The sequence below is a fragment of the Mycobacteriales bacterium genome (genome assembly GCA_030697205.1).
GTDB lineage: Bacteria > Actinomycetota > Actinomycetes > Mycobacteriales > SCTD01 > JAUYQP01.
Map to the genome: position 1 here is coordinate 12,075 of JAUYQP010000052.1, position 22,649 is coordinate 34,723.

Consider the following 22,649-nt stretch of genomic DNA (forward strand, 5'->3'; position numbering starts at 1 on the left):
TCGCGGTCCCTACCCCTCCTTGACGAAGGTCACCGATGTGACCTCGCTTGCGCTTACGGTCAGCGGGTGCCCCTGACACCCGAGCAGTACTACGCCCACGTGCTCGCCACGGCCGACGCCGACGGCCGCGTTCCGCTGTCGCGGATGACGGGGTGGGAGGTCTTCCCCTTCGAGCCCGAGGGGTTGCGCGTCGTCCCCCTGCAGGCCCCGGTGCTGCCCGAGCCACCGAGGTACGGCGAGGGCGGTCGCGCCTGCGTGGCCTGCGAGCGCGAGGGCGGCTGGCTCTGGACCGACAACACCTGGCGGGTCCGGGTGCTGGAGGGGACCGGGGCGCCGCTGCTGCTGATGCTCGAGCCGCTCGCCCACCACGACCTGACCGACCTCCCCGACGAGCTGGCCGCGCAGCTCGGGGTCCTGCTCGTCCACCTCGCCCGCGCCGTCGAGTCGCTGCCTGGGATCGCGCGCTGCCACCTCAGCCGCTGGGGTGACGGCGGCGCGCACCTGCACGTCTTCGCCTACGCGCGACCGGAGGGCTTCTCGCAGCTGCGCGGCACCTGCATGGCGGTGTGGGACGACCTGCTGCCACCGGTCGCACCGATCGTGCGCTTCCGCGACAGCCGCCTCGTCGCGCAGGCCCTCGTCGCGTCGTACGGCGGGGAGGTGTCCACCGACGACCTCGACTGGGACGCCCACTACGCCTTCGCCGAGCAGGTGTGGAGCGGCGACCCCAACGGCGCGCTGGTCACCGAGGTGGCCGGCCTCACCCCGGGTCGCGTGCTCGACGTCGGGTGCGGCGAGGGCGCCGACGCGGTCTGGCTCGCCCAGCAGGGCTGGCAGGTCACCGGGCTCGACGTCACCTCCGTCGCCCTCGACCGGGCCCGCGCCGCCGCCGACAGCGCCGGGGTCACCGTCACCTGGGTGCACGCCGGCCTCGTCGAGGCGCAGCTGCCGGCGCGGTCGTTCGACCTGGTGTCGACGATGTACCCCGCGATCCCGAGCGGTCCGGCGGCGCAGGCCCTGCTCGACGTCGTGGCACCCGGCGGCACCCTGCTCGTCGTGCACCACGACGTCGACCCCGAGACGGCCAGGGCCCACGGCTTCGACCCGGGCGACTACGTCATGCCGGCCGACGTGCGGGCGCTGCTCGACGACGACTGGGCGGTCGAGGTCGACACCACCCGCGAGCGCCACGCACCGACCAGCGGTGCCGGGGCCGGGCACGCCCACGACATCGTGCTGCGCGCCCGCCGGCTGCGCTGACGACCCGCCGGGGTGCCGCGTGGGGACAGGCGGCAGGATGGGCGGGTCCGTCGTACCTCGTGATCCCTGGGAGTAGCCGTGCTCGACCTCGTTGGCACCTCGTCGCTCGTCACCGGCGGGGCCTCGGGCCTCGGTGAGGCCGCTGCCCGTCAGCTCGCCGCCCGCGGCGCGAAGGTCGTCGTGGTCGACCTGCAGGACGACAAGGGCACCAAGGTCGCCGGTGACATCGGCGGCTCCTACGTCCGCGCCGACGTCACCGAGGCCGAGCAGCTCATCGCCGCGCTCGACGAGGCCGAGAGCCTCGGGACGTTCCGCACCGCGGTCGCGGCCGCCGGCATCGGCGCGGCCTCGCGCACGATCGGGCGCGACGGCACCTACGAGTCGGCGTTCGACCTCGGCTACTTCAAGAAGGTCATCGACATCAACCTCGTCGGGGTCTTCAACACGGTCCGCCTCGCGGCCACCGCGATCTCGCGCACCGAGCCCTTCGACGCCGACGGGCAGAAGGGCGCGATCGTCACGCTCGCCTCCATCGCCGCCTTCGACGGGCAGATCGGGCAGGCCGCCTACTCCGCGAGCAAGGGTGGCATCGTCGGCATGACGACCCCGATCGCGCGCGACCTCGCGGCCGCGGGCATCCGCCTCAACTGCGTCGCACCCGGTCTCATCGACACGCCCATCTACGGCGAGGGCGAGGCGTCGGAGGCCTTCAAGGACTCGCTCAAGCGCGACGTCGTCTTCCCGAAGCGCCTCGGCAAGTCCGACGAGCTGGCCTCGATGATCCTCGAGCTGCTCGTCAACACCTACGCCAACGGCGAGACCGTCCGCCTCGACGGTGCGGCTCGCCTCCAGCCGAAGTAGCCCTCAGACGCGGCGCGCCCGACGCACCAGCCCCGCGGCGAGCAGAGCAGCCGCGCCGAGAGCCGCGGCGGGGAGCGAGCCGCCGGTCGTCGGCAGCGTCGGTGCCGCCGGGGCGGGCCGGGTCGGTGCGACCACGACCGGGCCGGGCAGCGCCGGCACCGGCGCGGTGACGGCCGTGCCGAGCCGCTCGGCACCGAGCGACACCGGCACGACGAGTCGCGACGCGACGACGTCGAGGACGTTGGTCGCCAGCGTCGTGTCCGGGTAGAGCGCCTCGAAGGCGTTCATGCTCATGACCGCAAGACCCAGCCGCTCGCCCTCGCGCAGCAGGGCGTCGACCGGCTGGAAGACGACCGTCCCCCTCCAGGGCGCTCCGGGCACGAGGTCGGTCGAGGTGTCGAGGCCGTCGCGGTTGCGGGAGTTGAGCAGCCCGCGGGTGAGCACCGTGCGGGCGCCGCCGACGCTCTCGCGGAAGAGCACCGGTGTCACATGGGTCGAGACCTCGCTGGTCGTCATCGTGACGTCGAGACGAGCGACGCCGGAGATCCGCACCTCGCCGTCGACGGGCGCGCCGAGGAAGAGCCGCGACCGCCCGTCCGCGACCGACGCCCCCGACAGCACGTCGTCCTCGGACAGGGCCGGCTGGTCGTCGACCCAGTCGATGACCTCGGTGGCCGGGGTGGCCACCACGCCGAAGCGCTCGTCTCCGGCGGCAAGGCCGAGGGCGACGTCGACCGTCGACAGCGGCGGCCAGTGCGAGTCCTGCCGGCGCTCCGGCGCGGTCGGGTCCTCGGCCTCGGCGTCGCGAGTGGCGAGCAGCAGGCTGTCGGAGCGCGGCAGGTCCATGACACCCGTGTCCAGGCCGAGCAGCCAGTGGTCGAACCACGCGTGGTAGATGTCCTCGTTGTCCTCGACCTGGTCGCCGCTGTGACCCGACAGACCCATGACGAGCTTCTTCGGGTGGTCGTCGGGCAGCGCCTCCCACATCTCGACGCTGTTGACCGGGTGCACGTTGTAGTCGGTCCAGCTGCCGACGACGAGCACGCTCGCCTGCACCTTCGCGATCTGCGCGAGGTAGTCGCGCTCGTCCCAGTAGCCGTCGTAGACCGGGTCCGGGAGGAAGGCGCGGTCGTTGTGCTCGACCCGCTCGCAGGGGGTCGCATGGGCCTGCACGGCCTCGAGCCAGGCGGTGCCGCCGGTGACGCCGGTCGGGGGCGCGAAGCCGAACCCGAAGTCGAACAGCGCCGGCGTGCCGCTGCCGGAGTAGAAGCGCACTCCCTGGCCGTAGGCGTAGTCGTACCAGCGCCCGATGCCGACCTGCGGCACGATCGTCGTCAGGTGCTCCGGCTGCTCGATCGCGCCCGCCCACTGGGTCGTCCCGTCGTAGGACCCGCCGATCATCCCGACCTTGCCGTTGCTCCAGTCGCGCGTGCCGAGGTAGTCGACGACGGCCTTGGCCGTCTCGCGCTCGCGGATGCCGCCGTGGTCGTAGCAGCCGCTCGACTCGCGGGTGCCGACGAGGTCGAAGCTCGCCCGGGCGTAGCCGCGCGGGGTGAAGTAGGTCGTCACCGCGTCGGTCTGCTCCACCATCGTCGCGACCGGCCGCTCGAGAATGTTGTAGGGCGTGTAGGTGAGGATCACCGGCACCTTCAAGTCGTCCTCGACGACCGGGCGGCGCACGACGCCGTAGATCGTGCCGTGCGGCGTCTCGATCCGGTGCTCCTCGTCGACGAACTCCTTGTACGTGGGCTCCGACTTCCCCTCGACCGTGCGGAAGTCCTCCTCCTCGGCGCGGGCGGGGCTCGCCGCGAGCAGCACGGGCAGGAGCAGGGCGGGCAGGAGGAGCGGGACGAGACGTCGCATAGCGGGACGTTCTGCGCGACGACGGGATCTCCTGCCAAGGAGAGCCGCACGGTGCCCTTGTGATGAAAGCGCGCGAGACAGGGCAGGCTGGCAGTCAGACCGACAGGCGAACGACGACGGGGAGTGGCTGGTGGGTGCGGAGGCGAACGCGGGTGGCGACCCGTTCGCGAGGGGTGGGCCGGTCGGGGCAGACCTCGCCCGCGTCGCCTGGGCAGCGACCCCGCTGGGCCCGCCGGCACGGTGGCCGAGCAGCCTCGCGAGCACCGTGCGCATGGTGCTCTCCAGCCGGTTCTCCATGTGGATGGCCTGGGGGCCCGAGCTCACGTTCTTCTGCAACGACGCCTACCGCCGCGACACCCTCGGCTCGAAGTACCCGTGGGCCCTCGGGCGCCCGGCCAGCGAGGTCTGGTCGGAGATCTGGCCCGCCATCGGGCCGCGCATCGCGGGGGTCCTGACCACCGGCGAGGCCACCTGGGACGAGGGCCTGCTGCTGTTCCTCGAGCGCAGCGGCTACCAGGAGGAGACCTATCACACGTTCTCCTACAGCCCGCTGCGCGATGAGATCGGCGACGTGGTCGGGATGCTCTGCGTCGTCACCGAGGACACCGAGCGGGTCATCAGCACCCGCCGCATGTCCACGCTGTCCGGACTGGGCGGGGCCCTGTCCACGGCTCAGGGGGAGCGCCAGGTCGTGACCGCGGCGTGCTCCGCGCTCGCCCGTGACGGTCACAACCTGCCGTTCACGATGCTCTTCTCCTTCGACGAGCACGACGTCGCGCGCCTGGTCGGCAGCACCGGCGCGCCGAGCGGTGCCGTCGCCGATCCGTCGACCTGGCCGCTTGGAGAGCTCACGGCAGGGCGCAGCGTCCTCGTCGACGACCTGGGCGACCGCGGGCTCTCACTGCCGACCGGCGCGTGGGAGAAGCCACCGGAGCAGGCGCTCGCCGTGCCCCTCCAGCACGGCGACGGCCCGCCCTCGGGCTTCCTCGTCGCGGGCCTCAACCGGCACCGGGTGCTCGACGACGCCTACCGCGGCTTCGTCGCGCTCGTCGCCGGACAGGTCGCCGCCGCGCTCGCCGGCGCTCGTGCCTACGACACCGAGCGCGAGCGGGCCGAGCGGCTCGCGGAGCTCGACCGCGCGAAGACGTCGTTCTTCACCAACGTCAGCCACGAGCTGCGGACCCCGCTGACGCTCCTGCTCGGCCCTGCCGAGGACGCGCTGGCCGACACCCGGGAGCCGCTTCCGGAGCACCAGCGGCAGCGCATCGAGGTCGTCGAGCGCAATGCCCAGCGCCTGCTGAAGCTCGTCAACACCCTGCTCGACTTCTCCCGCCTCGAAGCGGGAGAGGCGGTCGGCCGCTTCGTGCCACTCGACCTGTGCGCCCTGACCGCGGACCTGGTCGCGTCCTTCGACGAGGCAGCCCGCCGGGCAGGCCTCGCGCTCACGGTGTCGTACGAGGCCCCGACCGAGCAGGTCTACGTCGACCACGAGATGTGGGCGAAGGTCGTCCTCAACCTGCTGTCCAACGCGGTGAAGTTCACCTTCACCGGTGGCATCGAGGTCCGCCTCACGGCCGAGCCGCAGGGGGTCCGGCTGGACGTGCGCGACACCGGCACCGGCATCCCCGAGTCGGCCAGGGCCCGGCTCTTCGAGCGCTTCCACCGGGTCGAGGGCGCCGCCTCCCGCAGCTTCGAGGGCTCGGGGATCGGCCTCGCCCTGGTCGCCGAGCTGGTGGCCCTGCACGGCGGCACCGTCTCGCTCGAGAGCGAGGAGGGCGTGGGCAGCACCTTCACCGTGCGCGTGCCCTACGGCCGCGACCACCTGCCCGCGGACCAGGTCCGCCACGTGGCCGACGACGGTCCCGGCAGCGACCCGAGGGCGGCCTACGTCGCCGAGACCCTGCGGTGGCTCGCCCCCGCCGCGGCCGACGACCAGGAGCCGACCACCGGCCGGCCCCGTGTCCTCGTCGTCGACGACAACCAGGACATGCGCGACTACGTCCGCGGCCTGCTCTCCACGCACTACGACGTCCTCACCGCAGCGGACGGGCTGGAGGGCCTCGCCCGCGCCCGCGAGGAGGCGCCCGACCTCGTCCTGACCGACGTGATGATGCCGGGGCTCGACGGCTTCGGCCTGCTGGCAGCGCTGCGCGCCGACCCACGTACGACGGGAACGCCCGTCGTGGTCCTGTCGGCACGCGCCGGCGACGACGCGACGGTGGAGGGCCTCGAAGCGGGCGCCGACGACTACCTCGTCAAGCCGTTCTCGGCCCGGGAGCTCATCGCTCGGGTGCGCGCGAACCTCGAGCTCGACCGCGTCCGCCGCACGCGCACCGAGCTCGAGCGCAGCAGCGCGCTGCTCGACCAGGCGCAGCGCCTCGCCCAGATCGGCAGTTGGGAGGTCGATCTCGCGACGGGTGCCGTGCGCGGCACCGAGGAGTTCTACCGGCAGCTGGGCACGACCGCCGAGGAGCTCGCCAGCAAGCGGGTCGAGGACGTCATGAGCGGTGACGTCCACCCCGACGACCGCGCCCATGTCGAGGCGGCGCTCCACGCCGCGGTCCACGACGGCACGCCGATCGACTACGAGGTGCGCCTCATCGGGCCGCTGGGCACCCGCACCTTCCGCACCCTCGGCGAGGTCGTCCGCGACGAGACCGGCGCGCCCGCGGTGCTGCGCGGCAGCAACCAGGACATCACCGGCCACCGCGAGGCGGAGCGCGCAATGGCGGAGGCGCACGCGGCCCGCGAGGCCGCGGTGCGCGAGCACCGCATCGCCGACGAGCTGCAGGCCAGCCTGCTGCCGGCCCGGGACTTCGACCCCGACCACCTGCAGGTCGCGACCTACTACCGGGCCGGCGTCGAGGGCACCCAGGTCGGGGGCGACTGGTACGACGTCATCGAGCTCGGGGCAGGTCGCACGGCCCTCGTCATGGGTGACGTGATGGGCCGCGGCGTGCGCGCCGCAGCGGTCATGGGCCAGCTCCGCTCCGCGGTGCGCGCCTACGCCCACCTCGACCTGCCGCCCGCCGACGTGCTGGAGAACCTCGACCGCGCGGTGCGTGACCTCGGCACCGACCAGATCGTCACGTGCGTCTATGCCGTCTACGACCCCGGTGACCGGTCCCTGGTCTACGCCAACGCCGGCCACCTCCCGCCGCTGCTGTGCGAGCCCGGCCAGCCGGTGCGTCCCCTGCTCGGGTCGGCGTCGCCCCCGCTCGGCATCGGTGGGGCGGCGATGGCTGAGGAGCACGTCGTGCTCGCTCCCGACTCGATGCTGGCGCTCTACACCGACGGCCTCGTCGAGCTCCGCGACCGCGACATCGACGCGGGCATCATGGCGCTCGCCGCGGAGCTGGCGACGCAGTCGCTGCCTCTCGAGGACCTCCCTGCGAGCCTCGTCGCGACCCTGCTGCCCCAGGGACCCGACGACGACATCGCGGTCCTGCTCGCGCGCATCGACCAGAACGAGGGCGAGGAGCGGTCCCTCGCCGTCGCCGTGGAGGGGACCGCGGGCGTGGCCGCCGTCCGCCACGCGGTCCAGGCGGCTCTGCTCTCCTGGGGCGCCGACCGGCTCTTCGTCGACGACGTCGTGCTCGTGGTCAGCGAGCTCGCCACCAACGCCCTCATCCACGGCAAGGGACCGGTGCAGCTGCGGCTGCGCTCCAGCCCGGCCCACGTCGTGCTCGAGGTGGAGGACCACGCGACCTACCTACCGCGGCGGATGCGACCGACCGCGGACGACGAGCACGGCCGCGGGCTTCAGCTCACCTCGCGGCTGTCCCTGCGCTGGGGCACCCGGCCGACCCGCGAGGGGAAGGTCGTGTGGGGACTGTTCGCCCCGCTCGCCCGCCCCACCCCCTGAGCCCCCGACTCAGCGGCGCACCACCAGGGCGACCCCGGCCGCCGTGAGCACGATGCCCGCGAGCGACAGGGCGGCGAGCCGCTCGTCGAAGAGCAGGTACGCCTCGACGGCCGTCGCCGGTGGCACCAGGTAGAGCAGGCTGCTCACCCCGGCGGCGCTCCCCCGGCGCAGCAGCACGAGCAGCAGCAGGACCGCGCCGAGGGACAGCACCACCACCAGCCACACCAGCGCCCCGACGAACCTCGGCGTCCAGTCGATGGACTGCTCCTCGGTCAGCGCGCTCGCGACGACGAGCACGCCCGCGGCGGCGGCGTACTGCACTGCCGTGCCCCACAGCAACGGGACGCCGTCGCCGTGCCGCTTCTGCCACAGGGTGCCGAGGGTGCCGCCGGCGAGCGCCACGAGGCACGCGACCAGACCGGCGGCCGGGATGTCACCGCCGAGCTTCGGTGCGACGACGAGAGCCACGCCCGTGACGCCGAGCGCCATCCCGGCCCACTGGGCGGTGCGCAACCGCTCGCTGAGGAAGGGGACGGCGAGCACGGCGACGAGGACCGGCTGCAGGCTGACGACCACCGCGCTGACCCCGGAGGGGGTGCCGCGGCTGATCGCCCAGAAGACCCCGCCGAGGTAGGTCGCGTGCAGCAGCAGGCCGCTCACCGCGGCACTCACCGCGTGCCGGCGGCTGATGCGCGTGCGGGTCAGCGCCGCCGCGCCGGCGAGCAGCGCGGCCGCGATGAGCAGCCGCAGCGCGAGGAAGGTGAAGGGCTCGGCGTAGGGCAGGCCGTACTTCGCGCCGACGAAGCCGGTGCTCCACAGCAGGACGAACAGCGCGGCCACCCGCGCAAGGCTAGGCCCGCCGCCTCGCCGATCCCGCGGCTTGTCTTGACTCGTTCAAGACAAAGGGGCAGGGTGAGGCCCGTGCAGACCACCCCTGAGCTCGAGCTGGCGCTGCGCGCCGCCGACCTCCGGGTGACCCGCCCGCGACTGGCCGTCCTCGAGGCCGTCCACGCGCGCCCGCACGCCGACACCGACACCCTCATCCGCGCCGCCCGCGAGGGCCTCGGGGACCTGTCGCACCAGGCGGTGTACGACGTACTGCGCGTCCTCACCTCGGCCGGTCTGGTCCGCCGCATCGAGCCCTCCGGCTCCGTCGCCCGCTACGAGGCGCGCGTCGGGGACAACCACCACCACGTGGTCTGCCGCGCCTGCGGCAGGATCGCCGACGTCGACTGCGCGGTCGACGAGACCCCTTGCCTGACCGCGTCGGAGGACCACGGCTTCGTCATCGACGAGGCCGAGGTCGTCTACTGGGGCACCTGCCCCGACTGCACCTGAGCAACCAGCACCTGACCCCGAGAGGAACGACGTGAGCGAGAGCGAGAACCCGGCCCTGAAGGCCCCCACGGTGAAGGAGACCCGTCCCCGCACCAACAAGGACTGGTGGCCCAACCAGATCGACCTCTCGGTGCTGAACCGGCCCGCGGCGACCTCCGACCCGCTCGGCGCCGACTTCGACTACGCCGCGGCCTTCGCCGGCGTCGACGTCGACGCGCTCAAGGCCGACCTGGTGCAGGTCATGCGGACATCGCAGGACTGGTGGCCGGCGGACTACGGCCACTACGGCCCGCTGTTCGTGCGCCTCACCTGGCACGCTGCCGGCACCTACCGCACGATCGACGGCCGCGGTGGCGGTGGCGCCGGCGAGCAGCGCTTCGCCCCGCTCAACAGCTGGCCCGACAACGGCAACCTCGACAAGGCGCGCCGCCTGCTGTGGCCCATCAAGCAGAAGTACGGCAAGTCCGTCTCCTGGGCCGACCTGCTCGTCCTCGCCGGCAACGTCGCGATGGAGGACATGGGCTTCGAGACCTTCGGCTTCGGCTTCGGTCGCCGCGACGTGTGGCAGCCCGAGGAGATCTACTGGGGCACCGAGGACACCTGGGTCGGCGACGAGCGCTACAACGGCGACGGCCCGCTCGACCTCGACGAGACCCCCTTCGGCAACGTCACGATGGGCCTCATCTACGTCAACCCCGAGGGCCCGCAGGGCAACCCGGACCCGCTGGCGGCCGCCCACGACATCCGCCTCACCTTCGGCCGGATGGCCATGAACGACGAGGAGACCGTCGCTCTCATCGCCGGCGGTCACACCTTCGGCAAGGCCCACGGCGCGGGTGACCCGTCGCTCGTCGGCCCGGAGCCCGAGGGCTGCCCCGTCACCGGGATGGGCCTCGGCTGGATCAACCAGCACGGCACGGGCAAGGGCGGCGACACGACGACCTCGGGCCTCGAGGGCGCGTGGACCCCGACGCCGACCCAGTGGGACAACAGCTACTGGGACACGCTGTTCGGCTGGGAGTGGGAGCTCACCGCGAGCCCCGCGGGCGCCAAGCAGTGGAAGCCCAAGAACCCCGAGGCGCAGGAGCTCGTGCCGGACGCGCACGACGCGTCGAAGAAACACCCGCCGATGATGGCCACGACCGACCTCGCGCTGCTCGCGGACCCGTCGTACCGCGCCATCTCCGAGCGGTTCCGCGACGACCCGGCCGCCTTCGCTGACGCCTTCGGTCGCGCTTGGTACAAGCTGCTCCACCGCGACATGGGCCCGGCCGTGCGGCTGCTCGGCCCGTGGGTCCCCGAGGCCCAGCTGTGGCAGGACCCGGTCCCCGCTGGTCCGTCGCTGACCGACGCCGACGTCGCGGCCCTCAAGGCCAAGGTGCTCGAGTCGGGCCTGTCCGTCACCCAGCTCGTCACGACCGCGTGGGCCTCGGCCGCGTCGTTCCGCAGCACCGACAAGCGCGGTGGCGCCAACGGCGCGCGCCTGCGCCTCGCGCCGCAGAAGGACTGGGCCGTCAACGCCGGCACCGCCGAGGTGATCGGTGTCCTCGAGGGCATCGCGTCGTCGTACTCCTCGCCGGTCTCCGTCGCCGACCTCATCGTGCTCGGTGGCTGCGCCGCGGTGGAGAAGGCCGCGCGCGACGCGGGTGTCGACATCACCGTGCCCTTCACCCCGGGTCGCGGCGACGCGACGCAGGAGCAGACCGACGCCGAGTCCTTCGCGGTGCTCGAGCCGCAGGCCGACGGCTTCCGCAACTACCTGCGGGCCGGCTCCAAGCTCTCGCCGGAGACGCTGCTCGTCGACCGCGCCTACATGCTCTCGCTCACCCCGAAGGAGCTGACCGTCCTCGTCGGCGGCCTGCGCGCCCTCGGCGTCGGCGGCACCGGCTCGGGCGTGCTGACCAACGAGTTCTTCAGGTCGCTGCTCGGCTCGATCCCGCAGTGGCAGCCGTCGGCGAGCGACCCCAACACCTTCGAGGCTGACGGCCGCACGGCCACCTCGGTGGACCTGGTGTTCGCGTCCAACTCGATCCTGCGCGGCATCGCGGAGGTCTACGCCGCCTCCGACGGCAAGGAGCAGCTCGTGCGCGACTTCATCGACGCCTGGGACAAGGTCATGATGCTGGACCGCTTCGACGTGCAGTAGCACCTCGCAGCTCGGTACGACGGGCGCTCACCCTGCTGGGTGGGCGCCCGTCGTGCCTTCCCCTGCTTGAGATGCATCACGATGCAGGCGTAAGATGCAAAGATGCGTACGACGGTCTCCATTGACGACAGGCTGCTCACTCAAGCCAAGGTCGCCGCCGCGGGCAGCGGCCGGACGCTCAGCGACCTCGTCGAGGACGGCCTGCGGCTGCTCCTCGCGCAGGGCGGTCGTCACCCGTCAGCACCCGTGGTCCTCCCGGTCTTTGGCGGGAGCGGTCTGCTGCCCGGGGTGGACCTGGAGGACAAGGACGGGCTCGCCGCCCGCCTCGACGAATCGGACGACGCACGTGCTGCTGGTTGACGTCAACGTCTTCCTCTACGCGCACCGGCCGGAGAGCGCCCGCCACGACGAGTACAGGACGTGGCTCAGCGCGGCGCTGACAGGCGCGGAGCCCTTCGGCGTCAGCGAGCTCGTGCTGTCGGCGTTCCTGCGCATCGCCACGCACTCGCGCATCTACCGGGAGCCCACTCCCGTGGAGGTCGCCCTGGCGTTCTGCCGGTCGGTCGTCGAGGCGCCCTCGGCGGTCCGCGTACGCCCTGGACCCGACCACTGGCACCTGTTCACTCAGCTCGTCGCGGACGGTGGGGCCAGGGGCAACCTCGTACCGGACGCCTATCTCGCCGCGCTCGCGATTGAGCACGGCGCCACCTGGGTCACGACAGACCGAGGCTTCGCCCGCTACCCGCTTTTGCGCTGGACCTCGCCACTGTCCTGACGCTGGACCTGAGTGTCCTTCGCGCGGCGCAGGCTCAGGTGACAAGCAGGGGGAGTACGACGACGAGCACCGTCCCCACCGCGATCGTGATGAGGGCCGGGCTGCGGCCCGCGGCACGGAAGCGGCCCTGCTCCAGGTCGTGCATCACCTCGTAGTAGCGCTTGGTCCCGTAACCGAGGATCGCCACCGACACGACCGTGCAGGCCACGACCGCGATGACGCGTCGCTCCACCGGGGCGTCGGACAGCTTCGCGAACAGCCCTCCGGTCGCGGCCAGCGCGAGGCAGGTCCGCAGCCATGCCATGTAGGTCCGCTCGTTGGCCAGGTGGTCGCGGGCGCGGTTGCCGGTCAGGCCATTGGCGTCGTCAGGCTCGGTGCTCACGCCGACAGTCTGGGGGATCCCGGCTGTCTCCGAGTGGTGGGCTCCTCGCGGAACACAGAGGATGCGGGGGTGCCGGTCCTCCCCGCTCCGCCGGTCGGCGACGACGCGCTCGGCTGGGTGGAGCGCCACCTCGGCGGGCTGTGGGGTGACGCGCCTCGGCTGCCCGGGATCCGCGGGGGGCAGGCGGCCGCGGACGCGGCGCTGGCCGGCCTCGACGTCACCGGCTACGCCGCCCGACGCAGCGCGGTGCTGCCGCTGTCGGCGCGCGGTGCGAGCCGGATGTCGCCGTGCATCAGGCATGGGCTGCTGTCGCTGCCGCAGGTCTGGGAACGGGTCGGCGACGCGCCGGCGCGCGACCGGACGAAGTACCGCGACGAGCTGCTGTGGCAGGAGTACTCCCGCCACCTCTACGCCCGGCTGGGTCGCCGCACCGCCGAGCCGCTGCGGGTCGCCGCGCCGTCCGGGCCGCGCTGGGCCGACCCGTGGCCGCGCGACATGGCCTGCATGGCGATGGTCCGCGACGAGCTCGAGCAGGAGGGGTGGCTGGTCAACCAGACCCGGATGTGGGTGGCGTCGCAGTGGGCCGTGCGCGCGGGTCACGACTGGCGCGAGGGCGAGGACGTGCTGTTCCGCGCGCTGCTCGACGGCTCGCGCGCGGCCAACACGGCTCGGGTGGCAGTGGACCGTCGGGACGGGCAGCGGCAAGGCCTACGGCTTCTCGCGCTGGCAGGTCGAGAAGCGCGCGCCGTCGCTGTGCCGGGAGTGCCCGCTGCGCGCCGACTGCCCGATCGAGAGCTGGCCCGAGGCCACCGTCGGACCGGCTCTGGCCCCCGCGCCCGGACTGCTGTCCGGCCGCACCGACGGCGGGCCGTCGACGCCGGTCGTGACCGGCGAACCCGAGATGGTCTGGCTCACCGCCGAGTCGCTCGGCAGCACCGACCCGGCGCTGGTGGCCTGGCCGGACCTGCCGAGGCTCTTCGTCCTCGACGCCCCGCTGCTGTCGACGCTGCGGCTCGCCGGGATGCGACTGGTGTTCCTCGTCCAGGCGCTCGCGGAGCTCGACGTCGAAGTGCGCCTCGGCGACCCGGTCGAGGAGCTGCGCGGCCTGCGCCTCGCCGTGACCCACGCGCCCGTGCCGGGATTTCGCTCCCGCCGGGCCCGGCTCGACGTCGTCGCCGAGCACCCGTGGCCCTGGCTGGTGCAGCCCGGCAGCGGGTCGCTGCGCTCCTACAGCGCCTGGCGCCCCGACCGCTGAGCCGTCAGGTCGGGATGGCCGCCAGCATCCGCTCGGCGAGCGGGCCGGAGGAGGCGGGGTTCTGGCCGGTGTAGAGGTTGCGGTCGACCACGACGTGGGCCGCCCACGGCTCGCCCTCGACGAACTCCGCGCCGAGCGCTACGAGACGGTCCTGCAGCAGCCAGGGGGCCTTGTCGGCGAGCCCGGCCTGCGTCTCCTCGGCGTTGGTGAAGCCGGTCAGCCGGTAGCCCGCGAACGGCGAAGCCTGCCCGTCCGCCTCGGTCGCCAGCAGGGCGGCCGGGGCGTGGCAGACGATGCCCAGAGGCGTGCCCGCGGAGAGCGTCTTCGTGAGCAGAGCGCCGGAGGTCGGGTCGACGGCCAGGTCCTCCATCGGGCCGTGGCCACCGGGGTAGAACACCGCGGCGTAGGTCCCTGCGTCGACGTCCTCGAGGGTGAGCGGGCTGTCGAGCTGGCTGATCCCCTTCAGCGCGATGCGCATGTCCTCCGCGCCGTCCTCCCCGCCATTGACGTCAGGCGCGAGGCTCGCCTCGTCGACCACCGGCACCACCCCGCCGGGGGTGGCCAGCTCCACCTCGTGCCCGGCCTCGGTGAAGACGCGGTACGGCGCCACGAGCTCCTCGGCCCAGAAGCCGGTCGGGTGCGCGGTGCCGTCGGCCAGGGTCCACTGGCGCGCGCCGGTGACAACGAAGAGGACCTTGCTCATGGGTGGCTCCAGGGGTCAGTGGAAGTGGGTCCTCCTGGTCGTTCCCCTTGGGGCAGCGGCGAACCGGCGCGGGCGGTCGCATGGTGCGGGCTCTGCGGCGCGCCCTGGGCTGCATCTCGCGGCGTGCCCCTGTGAGCCTCGGTAGTTGCGCGCGAACTACGCCGGGGTCATGTCCACGAAGCGGCTGTAGTGGCCCTGGAACGCGACGGTGACCGTCGCGGTCGGCCCGTTGCGGTGCTTGGCGACGATGAAGTCGGCCTCGCCCGCGCGTGGGCTCTCCTTCTCGTAGGCGTCCTCGCGGTGCAGCAGGATCACAGCGTCGGCATCCTGCTCGATCGAGCCTGACTCACGAAGGTCGGACAGCTGCGGCTTCTTGTCGGTGCGCTGCTCCGCGCCACGGTTGAGCTGGCTCATCGCGATGACCGGGACCTCGAGCTCCTTGGCCAGCAGCTTGAGCGACCGGGACAGCTCGGAGACCTCCTGCTGGCGGCTCTCGGCCTTCTTGTTGCCGCTCATCAGCTGGAGGTAGTCGATGACGACGAGCTTGAGGTCCTTGCGCTGCTTGAGGCGGCGGGCCTTCGCGCGGATCTCCATCATCGTGAGGTTCGGCGAGTCGTCGATGTAGAGCGGGGCCTCGGCGACGTCGCCCATCTTGCGGGCGAGGCGGGTCCAGTCGTCGTCGGTCATCGTGCCGCTGCGCATGTGGTGCAGCGCGACGCGTGCCTCGGCCGAGAGCAGGCGCATGGTGATCTCGGTCTTGCTCATCTCCAGCGAGAAGATGACCGAGCTCATCCCGTGCTTGACCGAGCACGACCGCGCGATGTCGAGCCCGAGGGTCGAGTTGTGGGTCGGGATCATGGCCCGGCTGGCGAGGTAGAGGTGGTCGGCGTTGTCGACCTCGACGCAGCGCACCGGCACCGACGGGATGGCGCGGACAGCGACGACGTAGCGGTGTCGTGCACGCAAGCCGCCCTTGCTGCGCTCCTTGTGGAGCAGGTGCTTGCGCTCGAGCGCGAAGACCTGGTCCGCCGTCGAGAAGTTGAGCGTGTAGGCGATCGAGCTCGACGGCCTGCGGCCCTTGACCGCTCGCGTGGTCATGGAGCAGCGGTAACCCAGGCTGTGCACGAGCTCTCGGACATCGCGGGCGAGCCGCTCCGACGTCACGCAGAACTGAAGGTTCCCGTCAGGCGCGACCGTCCCGTCGGTGTCCATGAGTCCAGCGAGGAGCGCGCGGCGCTGCGCTTCGGAGGCGCGCAGGTAGACCGCAGGGACGTGCTTGTTGTTGAGGACGCCGAGCGTTCGCAGCAGGGCCTGGACGCTGCCGTGGTCGTTGTGGCAGGCCTGGCAGCGCACGCCGCCGGCATAGGGCCCTCCGCAGTCGGGGCACACCGGCGCGTCTTGCTTGTCCGAAGGGCTGAGGCGTCCCCCGCATGACTTGCCGCACGTGCGCACGTGCCCCAGGGCGGGAGTGAACTCGCTGCCGCAGACGAGGCACGGCCGCGGCTGGAGCGCGGCTGCTCCGGGCAGCCTGACGCTGTAGAGCAACGCGCCACCCGGCTGCCGCTGCACGACGTAGCCCAGTCCCTCGATCCGCATCGCGATCTCAGGGTCCGCGGTCGTCAGGCGTGCGCCTGCACTGTGCCCGTCGCCCAGCCAGGCACCGAGCAGGTACGGCGCGATCGGCAGCTCAGCCTCCGGTGCCACGAGCGGCGCGCAGACAGGGACGGCGTGGTTGGCCCGACCATCGGCAGTGGCGCAACGGACGCTGGCAGCCAGTTCGGCCGTCGTCTTGACGGTCGCGACAGGCTCGGCGGCGCGCCGCTCGGCCCGACTCGTCGTCACCCACTGGTGCTCGGCGTCGGCCACGATCGTGGTGCCGTCGGAGAAAGCCACTTCGTAGCAGGGGCGGTCGAGCATGACCTCGGTCGCGGCGACCACGCACGTCGGGCGGCCGTCGGCGCCGAGGAGCTCGTCACCGACGGCGACCTCGCCCATGGTGGTCCAGCCGGTCGGGGTCGGCAGCGGGGTGTCGAGCGCCAGCGCCTTCCCGAGACCGGGACGTCCGGCGATGACGATGAGCTGGCCGGGGTGCAGGCCGTTGGTGAGGGAGTCGAGGTCGGCGAAGCCGGTAGGGACACCGGTCATCGAGCCGCCGCGCGAGCCGATCGCCTCGAGCTCGTCCATCGTGCCCTGCATGAGCTCGGCGAGGACGGTGTAGTCCTCCGACGTGCGGCGCTCGGTGACGTCGTAGATCGCCTGCTGGGCGCGGTCGACGGTCTCGTCGACCTCGCCGCCGCCGTAGCCGAGCTGCACGATGCGGGTGCCGGCCTCGACGAGGCGGCGCAGGATCGCCTGCTCGGCGACGATGCGCGCGTAGTAGCCGGCGTTGGCCGCGGTCGGCACCGACGACATCAGGGTGTGGAGGTAGGGAGCACCACCGACGCGGCCGATCTCGCCGGCCTTGGTCAGCTCGGCGGAGACGGTGACGGGGTCGGCCGGCTCGCCGCGGCCGTAGAGGTCGACGATGACGTCGTAGACGGTCTGGTGGGCCGGGCGGTAGAAGTCGCCGGACCGGACGACCTCGACGACGTCGGCGATCGCGTCCTTGGAGAGCAGCATGCCGCCGAGGACGGACTGCTCGGCCTGCAGGTCCTGGGGCGGGGTGCGCTCGAAGCCACCGGACGGGCCGCCGTTGTACGACGAGTCCTCGGAGGGCTGGCGCGGGAAGGAGACGACCCCGTCCGTCACCCGTCCCCCCTCCACTCGGTCTCTCGCCCAGGCACCCGCGCGAGCTGTCCGGGAGATGTCCTACCGGTGTCCCCGGCGCGTCGCCAAACCCGCCTGGTGATCGTCGTGTGGGTGGGGTGTGGACGACGCGGCGCGCCGCTGTGGACGACCGTGCACAGGGCTGGGGACAGACTCTCGACGGCGGGTCGAGCCTTGCCTGTCACCTGCCCACACCTGTGTCCAGAGCCTGTGGACGAAGAAAAGTCGCGGCCTCTTCCGCTCCGGCCTGCCGAGCACCGGAGACCGGTCATGCCGACGGCGCCAGCCGGACCTGACCGGCCTCGAGCAGGTGCACGCACCGGCCGCACAGGTGGACGTCGCGGGTGACGAAGAAGGCCGACTCCTGGCCGCAGATCGCGCAGTCGGGACGGGTCCGCACGACCGGCTCCGGGCGCGGCCGGGCGACGCCCTTGAGGCCGCTGCGGACCTCGGCGATCCAGCGGGCCCGCTGCTCGTCGCTGACCGGCACCCGCCGGCCATCAGGGTCCAGCGGGTCAGTGACGGCAGGGGTGGCGCGCAGCGGCGGCACCGGGATGCCGGCCGCGCGGGCCAGCTCGTGGCGCTCCTCGCGGGCGCGGTCGGTGAGGCGGCGCGGGGAGTCCTCCTCGAGCAGAGCGAGCAGCAGGTCGCGCACGGAGGTCGCGGTGTCACCGGCGATCCGCAGGCCGCTCACCCGCGCGGCGAGCTGCGGTGGGGTCCAGCCGAGGGAGAGCAGCTCCCCGACGATGACGTGGATGTCAGGGCGGTCGAGAGCGCGCGCGACCCGGGCCGGCAGCACCGCCAGGACCTCGTCGAGGACAGGTGCGAGGTCGGCCGCCGCCATCAGGGGCAGCGGCAGCGCCTGCCCGTCAGGTCCGGTGATTTCCATGCCGACGACGGTCCCACGCAGCACCGACACTTCCGACCCGCCGCACCGAACTGTGGACAACCTGCTCAGCCGACGGGCCGGCCACCCCTGCGAGAGGGGTGACCGGCCCGGCGTACGGCTGCTGTGGAGGTCAGGAGCGCAGGGCGAAGTCCAGCACGGCCGTGCTGCCGCCCGTCACCGTCACGCTGCCGGTCTTGGAGCGGTAGCCGGGGGCCGAGGCCGTGCAGGAGTAGCTGCCCGCGGCCACGCTCGGCAGCGAGTACCGGCCGTCGCCGGCGGTGCTGGCCGTGCCGACTGCACCGCAGCTGACGGTCGCACCGGACAGACCCGACTTCGTCCGCGCGTCTGTGACCGCGCCGGCGATGGCACCGGTCCCGACCGGTGCCGGCGCGGGCGCGGAGCCGCCCATCGCGGCCGCGAGGTTGACGACGCCCTTGCCGTTGCAGCCACCGGAGCCCACCGAGGAGCCCACGACGGCACTGCGCAGCTGGCTCCCCGACAGCCCCTTCTTCCAGGCGATCATCGCGGCAATGCCGGAGACGTGAGGGGTGGCCATCGACGTACCGCTGATGACGCCGTAGGCGTTGCCCGGGAAGGTCGACCAGATGTCCTCGCCCGGGGCGTTGACCTCTACGTCGGTGTTGCAGGTGCTGAAGTCGGCGAGCTGACCCGCGGCGTTGGTGGCGCCGACGGAGACGACGTCGCGGTGGTAGGCGGGCCAGTTCTTCGTGGCGTCGCCGTCGTTGCCCGCGGCGGCGATGAGCACCGTGCCGGCGGCAGCTGCCTCGGACAGCTCCCGGTCGAGGGCGGCGTCCTGCGGACCGCCGATCGACATGCTGATGATCTTCGCGCCGCCCTTGGTGTGCAGCCAGTGGATGCCCGCGATGATGTCGGCGTAGAAGCCGCTGCCCGCGGCGTCGAGTCCCTTGAAGACGGCGAGCTCGGCGTTGGGGGCCACTCCGCCGACGCCCACGCCGTTGCCCGTAGCCGCGGCGACCGTGCCCGCGACGTGGGTGCCGTGCAGGTTGTCGTCGGAGCAGGTGCCCTCGATGACCACGCCGATGGCGGCGGTGGCGTTCGCGCACGCCTTGGTCTTGCCGAGCAGGTCGACGTGGCCGAGGTCGATGCCGGTGTCGAGGATGCCGACCCGGGCGCCTCCGCTGGTCGGGAAGGACCCGGCGCCGAAGGCCAGGTCCCAGCCCTCCGGAGCGTCGATGTCGTTGTCGGCGATGCCGCGGACGAAGGAGCCCGTGACGCTCTGCCCGGTGTTGTGCAGGCCCCACTGGTCCTTGAACAGCGTGTCGTCGGGGACGCTGGTCAAGGACAGCTCCCAGTTGGGGTGGGCGTAGGCGACGTTGGGGTTGCGCTCGTAGCGCAGGGCCACGGCGGCGGGGTCGGCGCCCTCGGGCACCTCGACGACGTCGAGCTGCAACCAGTCGAGCCGGTTGACCACCTCACCGCGCTCGGTCGCGTGGGCGCGACCGCGCTCGCCTGCGGCGAGACCGGGCTGGAAGGCCACGAGCACGTGGTCGGGGTCGTAGCCCTGCTCCGCAGGACCAGCAGTCGCAGGGCCAGCCGCCAGCGGTACGGCGGATGCGGGGCCGGCCGACAGCGGTACGGCGAGGGCAGCGGCCGCGAGGGCGGCCGCGAAGGTGCCGGTGAGAGCAGGACGTGCGCGCACGGGGGACTCCGGTGGTCGAGGGGGGACCGCGTCATCGCGGTCGACAGCTCGCGGGGGCAGACGGGTGCGTCGTACTTCGTGTCCGTTGTGCCCGTTTCCTCCTGGGGTGTCACCTCTGTGGCGGCGTGGACACCCTGAGAGGGGAACGACGACGGGCCGGGTCCCCGAGGGGACCCGGCCCGGCCGGCGTGCTGGTGGAGCGGGTGCTGGTGCGTCAGGCGGAGGCGGTGACCTGGAGGGTGAGGCTGGCCTCGACCTCCGGGTGGACCTTCACCGTGACCGTGTGGGCGCCCGTGGACTTGATGGGGGTGGGCACCTGCACGAGGCGCTTGTCGAGCTTGGGACCACCGGCGGCGGTGACGGCCGCGACGATGTCGGCGGTCGTGACCGAGCCGAACAGCCGGCCCTCGCTGCCGGCGCGAGCCGGGAGCGTGACCGACAGGCCCTTGAGCGAGGACGCGATCTCCTGCGCCGCACCGAGGTCGCGGACCTCGCGGACCTCGCGCGCCCGACGGATCGTGGCGATCTGCTTGTCGGCGCCCTTGGTCCAGCGCTGCGCGATGCCGCGCGGGACGAGGTAGTTGCGGCCGTAGCCGTCCTTGACCTCGACGACGTCGCCCGGTGCACCGAGGCCCGGGACCTCCTGGTTGAGGATCAGCTTCATGATCAGCGCGCCGTGGAGGTGTAGGGCAGCAGCGCCATCTCGCGGCTGTTCTTCACGGCCACGGCGACGTCGCGCTGGTGCTGCGAGCAGTTGCCGGAGACGCGACGTGCGCGGATCTTGCCGCGGTCGGAGATGTACTTGCGGAGAAGGCCCGTGTCCTTGTAGTCCACGTAGGTCACCTTGTCCTTGCAGAACTGGCAGACCTTCTTCTTCGGCTTGCGGGGCGGTGGCTTCGCCATGTCAGTGCGTTCCTTTGCTGAAGCGTGAGCGGGGAGTTAGAAGGGGGGCTCGTCGGACCAGCCGCCGTTGGAAGAGCCGCCCTGAGCAGCGCCCGCCGGGGCCGCTGGAGATCCAGAGGCCCAGGGGTCGTCGCTCGGGGCACCGCCACCGAAACCGCCGCCGCCACCCGAGCCGCCGCCGTAGCCACCGCCCCCGTTGCCGCCCTGCCGCGTGGTCTTGTTGACCTTGGCAGTGGCGGACTTGAGGGAGGGGCCCACCTCGTCGACGTCGAGCTCGACGACCGTGCGCTTCTCGCCTTCCTTCGTCTCGTAGGACCGCTGCTTGAGCCGGCCCTGCACGATGACGCGCATGCCGCGCTGGAGGGACTCGGCCACGTTCTCAGCGGCCTGCCGCCAGATCGAGCAGCGCAGGAAGAGGGTGTCGCCGTCCTTCCACTCGTTGGTCTGCTTGTCCAGCATCCGCGGGGTGGAGGCGACGGTGAAGCTCGCGACCGCTGCACCACTGGGGGTGAAGCGGAGCTCGGGGTCGTTGGTCAGGTTGCCGACGACGGTGATGACGGTCTCGCCAGCCATGGCGATCTCCTCGGGGTCCCTTCCCGCTCTGCAGCGGGAGTCAGTTGGTCAGGTGCGTGCCGCTCGTTGAGGCACTGGTGGAGCGTGGGGAAGGGTGCCTAGAAATGGTGGCAGTGAGGTCCGACAGGACGTCTAGCGCAGCTCGGGCCGGATGACCTTCGTGCGCAGGATGGCCTCGTTGAGGTTGAGCTGGCGGTCCAGCTCCTTCATGACGGCCGGCTCGGCGTTGAGGTCGACGACCGCGTAGATGCCCTCGGCCTTTTTGTCGATCTCGAACGAGAGGCGCCGGCGCCCCCAGATGTCGACCTTCTCCACGGTCCCGCCGCCGTTGCGAACGACGTTGAGGAACGTCTCGAGGGACGGCGCGATGGTCCGCTCCTCAAGATCGGGGTCGAGGATGACCATGAGCTCGTAGTGACGCAAGTGACCCACCTCCTCCTGTGGACTAACGGCCACGGACGTTCCGTGGCAGGAGGGTTGTTCGCGTCAGCAAACGTGGGAAGGCTAGCAGGGCACAGGCGTACGCCGGGATCGCCCGTCCACAGGCCTTGCCCTCGTACCCCTGCCGTTCGGTATCAGGCGGGGTCGCCAGCTCCGTCGAGGGTGACGAGCGGGCGCTGCTGTCGGCGACCGGCGGGGTGGGCGAGCAGGAAGCGGGCGAGCAGGCTCGCGGTGCCCGCGGCGCCGACGGTGGCGACGGCGATCGGCAGGCCGTACTCGCGCGGGGTCGGCGGCTCGGGCAGGGTGCCGCCGGGCAGCGCGACGGTGCCGCTGCCGTCGGGGTCACCGTCGGGGTCCTCGGTCTGCGTCGGGTCGGGCGCGGTCACGGGAGGCGGACCGGTCGGGCTCGGCGTGGGGGTGGGCACCTCGCCGCCGATGAGCGGCGGGGTGGTGGCGCTGCCGGTGCTCGTCTCGGTCGAGGACGGCGACGGGGTGGGGTCCTCGCTGCCGCTGCTGCTCGGCCGGGGCGAGGCCGTGCGGGTCTTCGACGGCGTCGGCTTGGCGGTCGCGGAGCTGCCGACGACGACCGAGCCCTCGTAGTCGTCGAGGGTGAGGTCGCCGGAGTCGTAGGTGTAGGTGCCGCTCTTGGCGAGCTTGGCGGTCGTGAACTCCTGGCCGGGGTTGAGCCGGACGTCGAAGGACCAGTTGGCGCTCGTGCTGCGGACCCCGTGGGGGAAGGTCTCGTCCTCGTTGCGGAAGGTGACGACGTCGCCGACCTTCGCGCCCGCGAGCGTGACCGGGTCGGGGCCGTCGGCGGTGATGACGACGACCCGCTCGGCGGCCATGGCCGGCCCCGCGAGCAGCCCGAGTTGGGCGGTCACGAGGACGGCGACGACCGCGAGCAGCCTGTGGAGGGTCTGAGCGCGCACGCCCCAGTGTCGCACCAGC

General features: G+C 72.5%; 21 protein-coding genes. 8 read left to right on the plus strand and 13 right to left on the minus strand.

Annotated features, from left to right (window positions below; all coding sequences use genetic code 11):
• Positions 1-66 precede the first annotated feature (66 nt).
• Together Q8R60_17285 and Q8R60_17290 are read left to right on the plus strand one after the other, a co-directional pair.
• Positions 67-1,260 carry a methyltransferase domain-containing protein gene (locus Q8R60_17285; protein MDP3714230.1) on the plus strand — a complete coding sequence of 398 codons (1,194 nt, stop codon included), beginning with the start codon at positions 67-69 and terminating at the stop codon, positions 1,258-1,260.
• Positions 1,261-1,338: 78 nt separating this feature from the next.
• A complete protein-coding gene (locus Q8R60_17290) occupies positions 1,339-2,121 on the plus strand; it encodes an SDR family NAD(P)-dependent oxidoreductase (GenBank protein ID MDP3714231.1) in 783 nt (260 codons plus the stop codon).
• Between the two features lie 3 nt (positions 2,122-2,124).
• Here the strand turns inward: Q8R60_17290 and Q8R60_17295 are convergent, their stop codons facing one another.
• A complete protein-coding gene (locus Q8R60_17295; GenBank protein ID MDP3714232.1) occupies positions 2,125-3,984 on the minus strand; it encodes a CocE/NonD family hydrolase in 1,860 nt (619 codons plus the stop codon).
• Between the two features lie 130 nt (positions 3,985-4,114).
• On the opposite strand from Q8R60_17295, the gene Q8R60_17300 reads away from it, so the two are divergent.
• Positions 4,115-7,849 carry a SpoIIE family protein phosphatase gene (locus Q8R60_17300; protein MDP3714233.1) on the plus strand — a complete coding sequence of 1,245 codons (3,735 nt, stop codon included), beginning with the start codon at positions 4,115-4,117 and terminating at the stop codon, positions 7,847-7,849.
• A gap of 9 nt (positions 7,850-7,858) precedes the next feature.
• On the opposite strand, the gene Q8R60_17305 is transcribed toward Q8R60_17300, so the two are convergent.
• The gene (locus Q8R60_17305; protein ID MDP3714234.1) at positions 7,859-8,689 is read right to left on the minus strand and encodes a DMT family transporter; all 831 of its coding nucleotides are present in this window, start codon (positions 8,687-8,689) and stop codon (positions 7,859-7,861) included.
• An 81-nt stretch (positions 8,690-8,770) separates the two neighbouring features.
• Here Q8R60_17305 and Q8R60_17310 point away from each other — a divergent pair, with 81 nt between their 5' ends.
• From Q8R60_17310 to Q8R60_17325, 4 genes are all read left to right on the plus strand, one after another.
• Positions 8,771-9,187, plus strand: a complete 417-nt coding sequence (locus Q8R60_17310; protein MDP3714235.1) for a Fur family transcriptional regulator — start codon at positions 8,771-8,773, stop codon at positions 9,185-9,187.
• Between the two features lie 31 nt (positions 9,188-9,218).
• A complete protein-coding gene (gene katG, locus Q8R60_17315; protein ID MDP3714236.1) occupies positions 9,219-11,333 on the plus strand; it encodes a catalase/peroxidase HPI in 2,115 nt (704 codons plus the stop codon).
• Positions 11,334-11,435: 102 nt separating this feature from the next.
• Complete coding sequence (locus tag Q8R60_17320; GenBank protein MDP3714237.1) at positions 11,436-11,693, plus strand: antitoxin; 258 nt, start codon at positions 11,436-11,438, stop codon at positions 11,691-11,693.
• Positions 11,680-12,108: a type II toxin-antitoxin system VapC family toxin gene (locus Q8R60_17325; GenBank protein ID MDP3714238.1), complete on the plus strand. Its 429-nt coding sequence runs from the start codon at positions 11,680-11,682 to the stop codon at positions 12,106-12,108. Before Q8R60_17320 ends, Q8R60_17325 begins: the two co-directional genes overlap by 14 nt.
• Positions 12,109-12,142: 34 nt before the next feature.
• On the opposite strand, the gene Q8R60_17330 is transcribed toward Q8R60_17325, so the two are convergent.
• Positions 12,143-12,490 carry a DUF202 domain-containing protein gene (locus Q8R60_17330; protein MDP3714239.1) on the minus strand — a complete coding sequence of 116 codons (348 nt, stop codon included), beginning with the start codon at positions 12,488-12,490 and terminating at the stop codon, positions 12,143-12,145.
• A 708-nt stretch (positions 12,491-13,198) separates the two neighbouring features.
• Positions 13,199-13,405, minus strand: coding sequence for a hypothetical protein (locus tag Q8R60_17335; protein MDP3714240.1), 207 nt, complete (start codon positions 13,403-13,405; stop codon positions 13,199-13,201).
• On the opposite strand from Q8R60_17335, the gene Q8R60_17340 reads away from it, so the two are divergent.
• Positions 13,392-13,745, plus strand: a complete 354-nt coding sequence (locus tag Q8R60_17340; protein ID MDP3714241.1) for a hypothetical protein — start codon at positions 13,392-13,394, stop codon at positions 13,743-13,745. The two genes, Q8R60_17335 and Q8R60_17340, sit on opposite strands and share 14 nt — an antisense overlap.
• 4 nt (positions 13,746-13,749) lie before the next feature.
• Here Q8R60_17340 and Q8R60_17345 read toward each other — a convergent pair whose 3' ends face one another.
• The 9 genes from Q8R60_17345 to Q8R60_17385 all read right to left on the minus strand — a co-directional run bounded on the left by Q8R60_17345 (position 13,750) and on the right by Q8R60_17385 (position 22,630).
• Positions 13,750-14,448 carry a type 1 glutamine amidotransferase domain-containing protein gene (locus Q8R60_17345; protein MDP3714242.1) on the minus strand — a complete coding sequence of 233 codons (699 nt, stop codon included), beginning with the start codon at positions 14,446-14,448 and terminating at the stop codon, positions 13,750-13,752.
• A gap of 156 nt (positions 14,449-14,604) precedes the next feature.
• Complete coding sequence (dnaB, locus tag Q8R60_17350) at positions 14,605-17,097, minus strand: replicative DNA helicase (protein MDP3714243.1); 2,493 nt, start codon at positions 17,095-17,097, stop codon at positions 14,605-14,607.
• A gap of 385 nt (positions 17,098-17,482) precedes the next feature.
• Entirely contained in the window at positions 17,483-18,103 is a 621-nt protein-coding gene (locus Q8R60_17355) for a hypothetical protein (GenBank protein ID MDP3714244.1), read from the minus strand.
• A 130-nt stretch (positions 18,104-18,233) separates the two neighbouring features.
• The gene (locus tag Q8R60_17360; GenBank protein MDP3714245.1) at positions 18,234-19,784 is read right to left on the minus strand and encodes a S8 family serine peptidase; all 1,551 of its coding nucleotides are present in this window, start codon (positions 19,782-19,784) and stop codon (positions 18,234-18,236) included.
• A gap of 214 nt (positions 19,785-19,998) precedes the next feature.
• Complete coding sequence (gene rplI, locus Q8R60_17365) at positions 19,999-20,448, minus strand: 50S ribosomal protein L9 (GenBank protein MDP3714246.1); 450 nt, start codon at positions 20,446-20,448, stop codon at positions 19,999-20,001.
• A gap of 2 nt (positions 20,449-20,450) precedes the next feature.
• Complete coding sequence (gene rpsR / locus Q8R60_17370; GenBank protein MDP3714247.1) at positions 20,451-20,687, minus strand: 30S ribosomal protein S18; 237 nt, start codon at positions 20,685-20,687, stop codon at positions 20,451-20,453.
• A 36-nt stretch (positions 20,688-20,723) separates the two neighbouring features.
• Entirely contained in the window at positions 20,724-21,260 is a 537-nt protein-coding gene (locus Q8R60_17375; GenBank protein ID MDP3714248.1) for a single-stranded DNA-binding protein, read from the minus strand.
• 132 nt (positions 21,261-21,392) lie between these two features.
• Positions 21,393-21,683, minus strand: coding sequence for a 30S ribosomal protein S6 (gene rpsF / locus Q8R60_17380; protein ID MDP3714249.1), 291 nt, complete (start codon positions 21,681-21,683; stop codon positions 21,393-21,395).
• A 152-nt stretch (positions 21,684-21,835) separates the two neighbouring features.
• A complete protein-coding gene (locus Q8R60_17385; protein ID MDP3714250.1) occupies positions 21,836-22,630 on the minus strand; it encodes a hypothetical protein in 795 nt (264 codons plus the stop codon).
• Between the last annotated feature and the right edge of the window lie 19 nt (positions 22,631-22,649).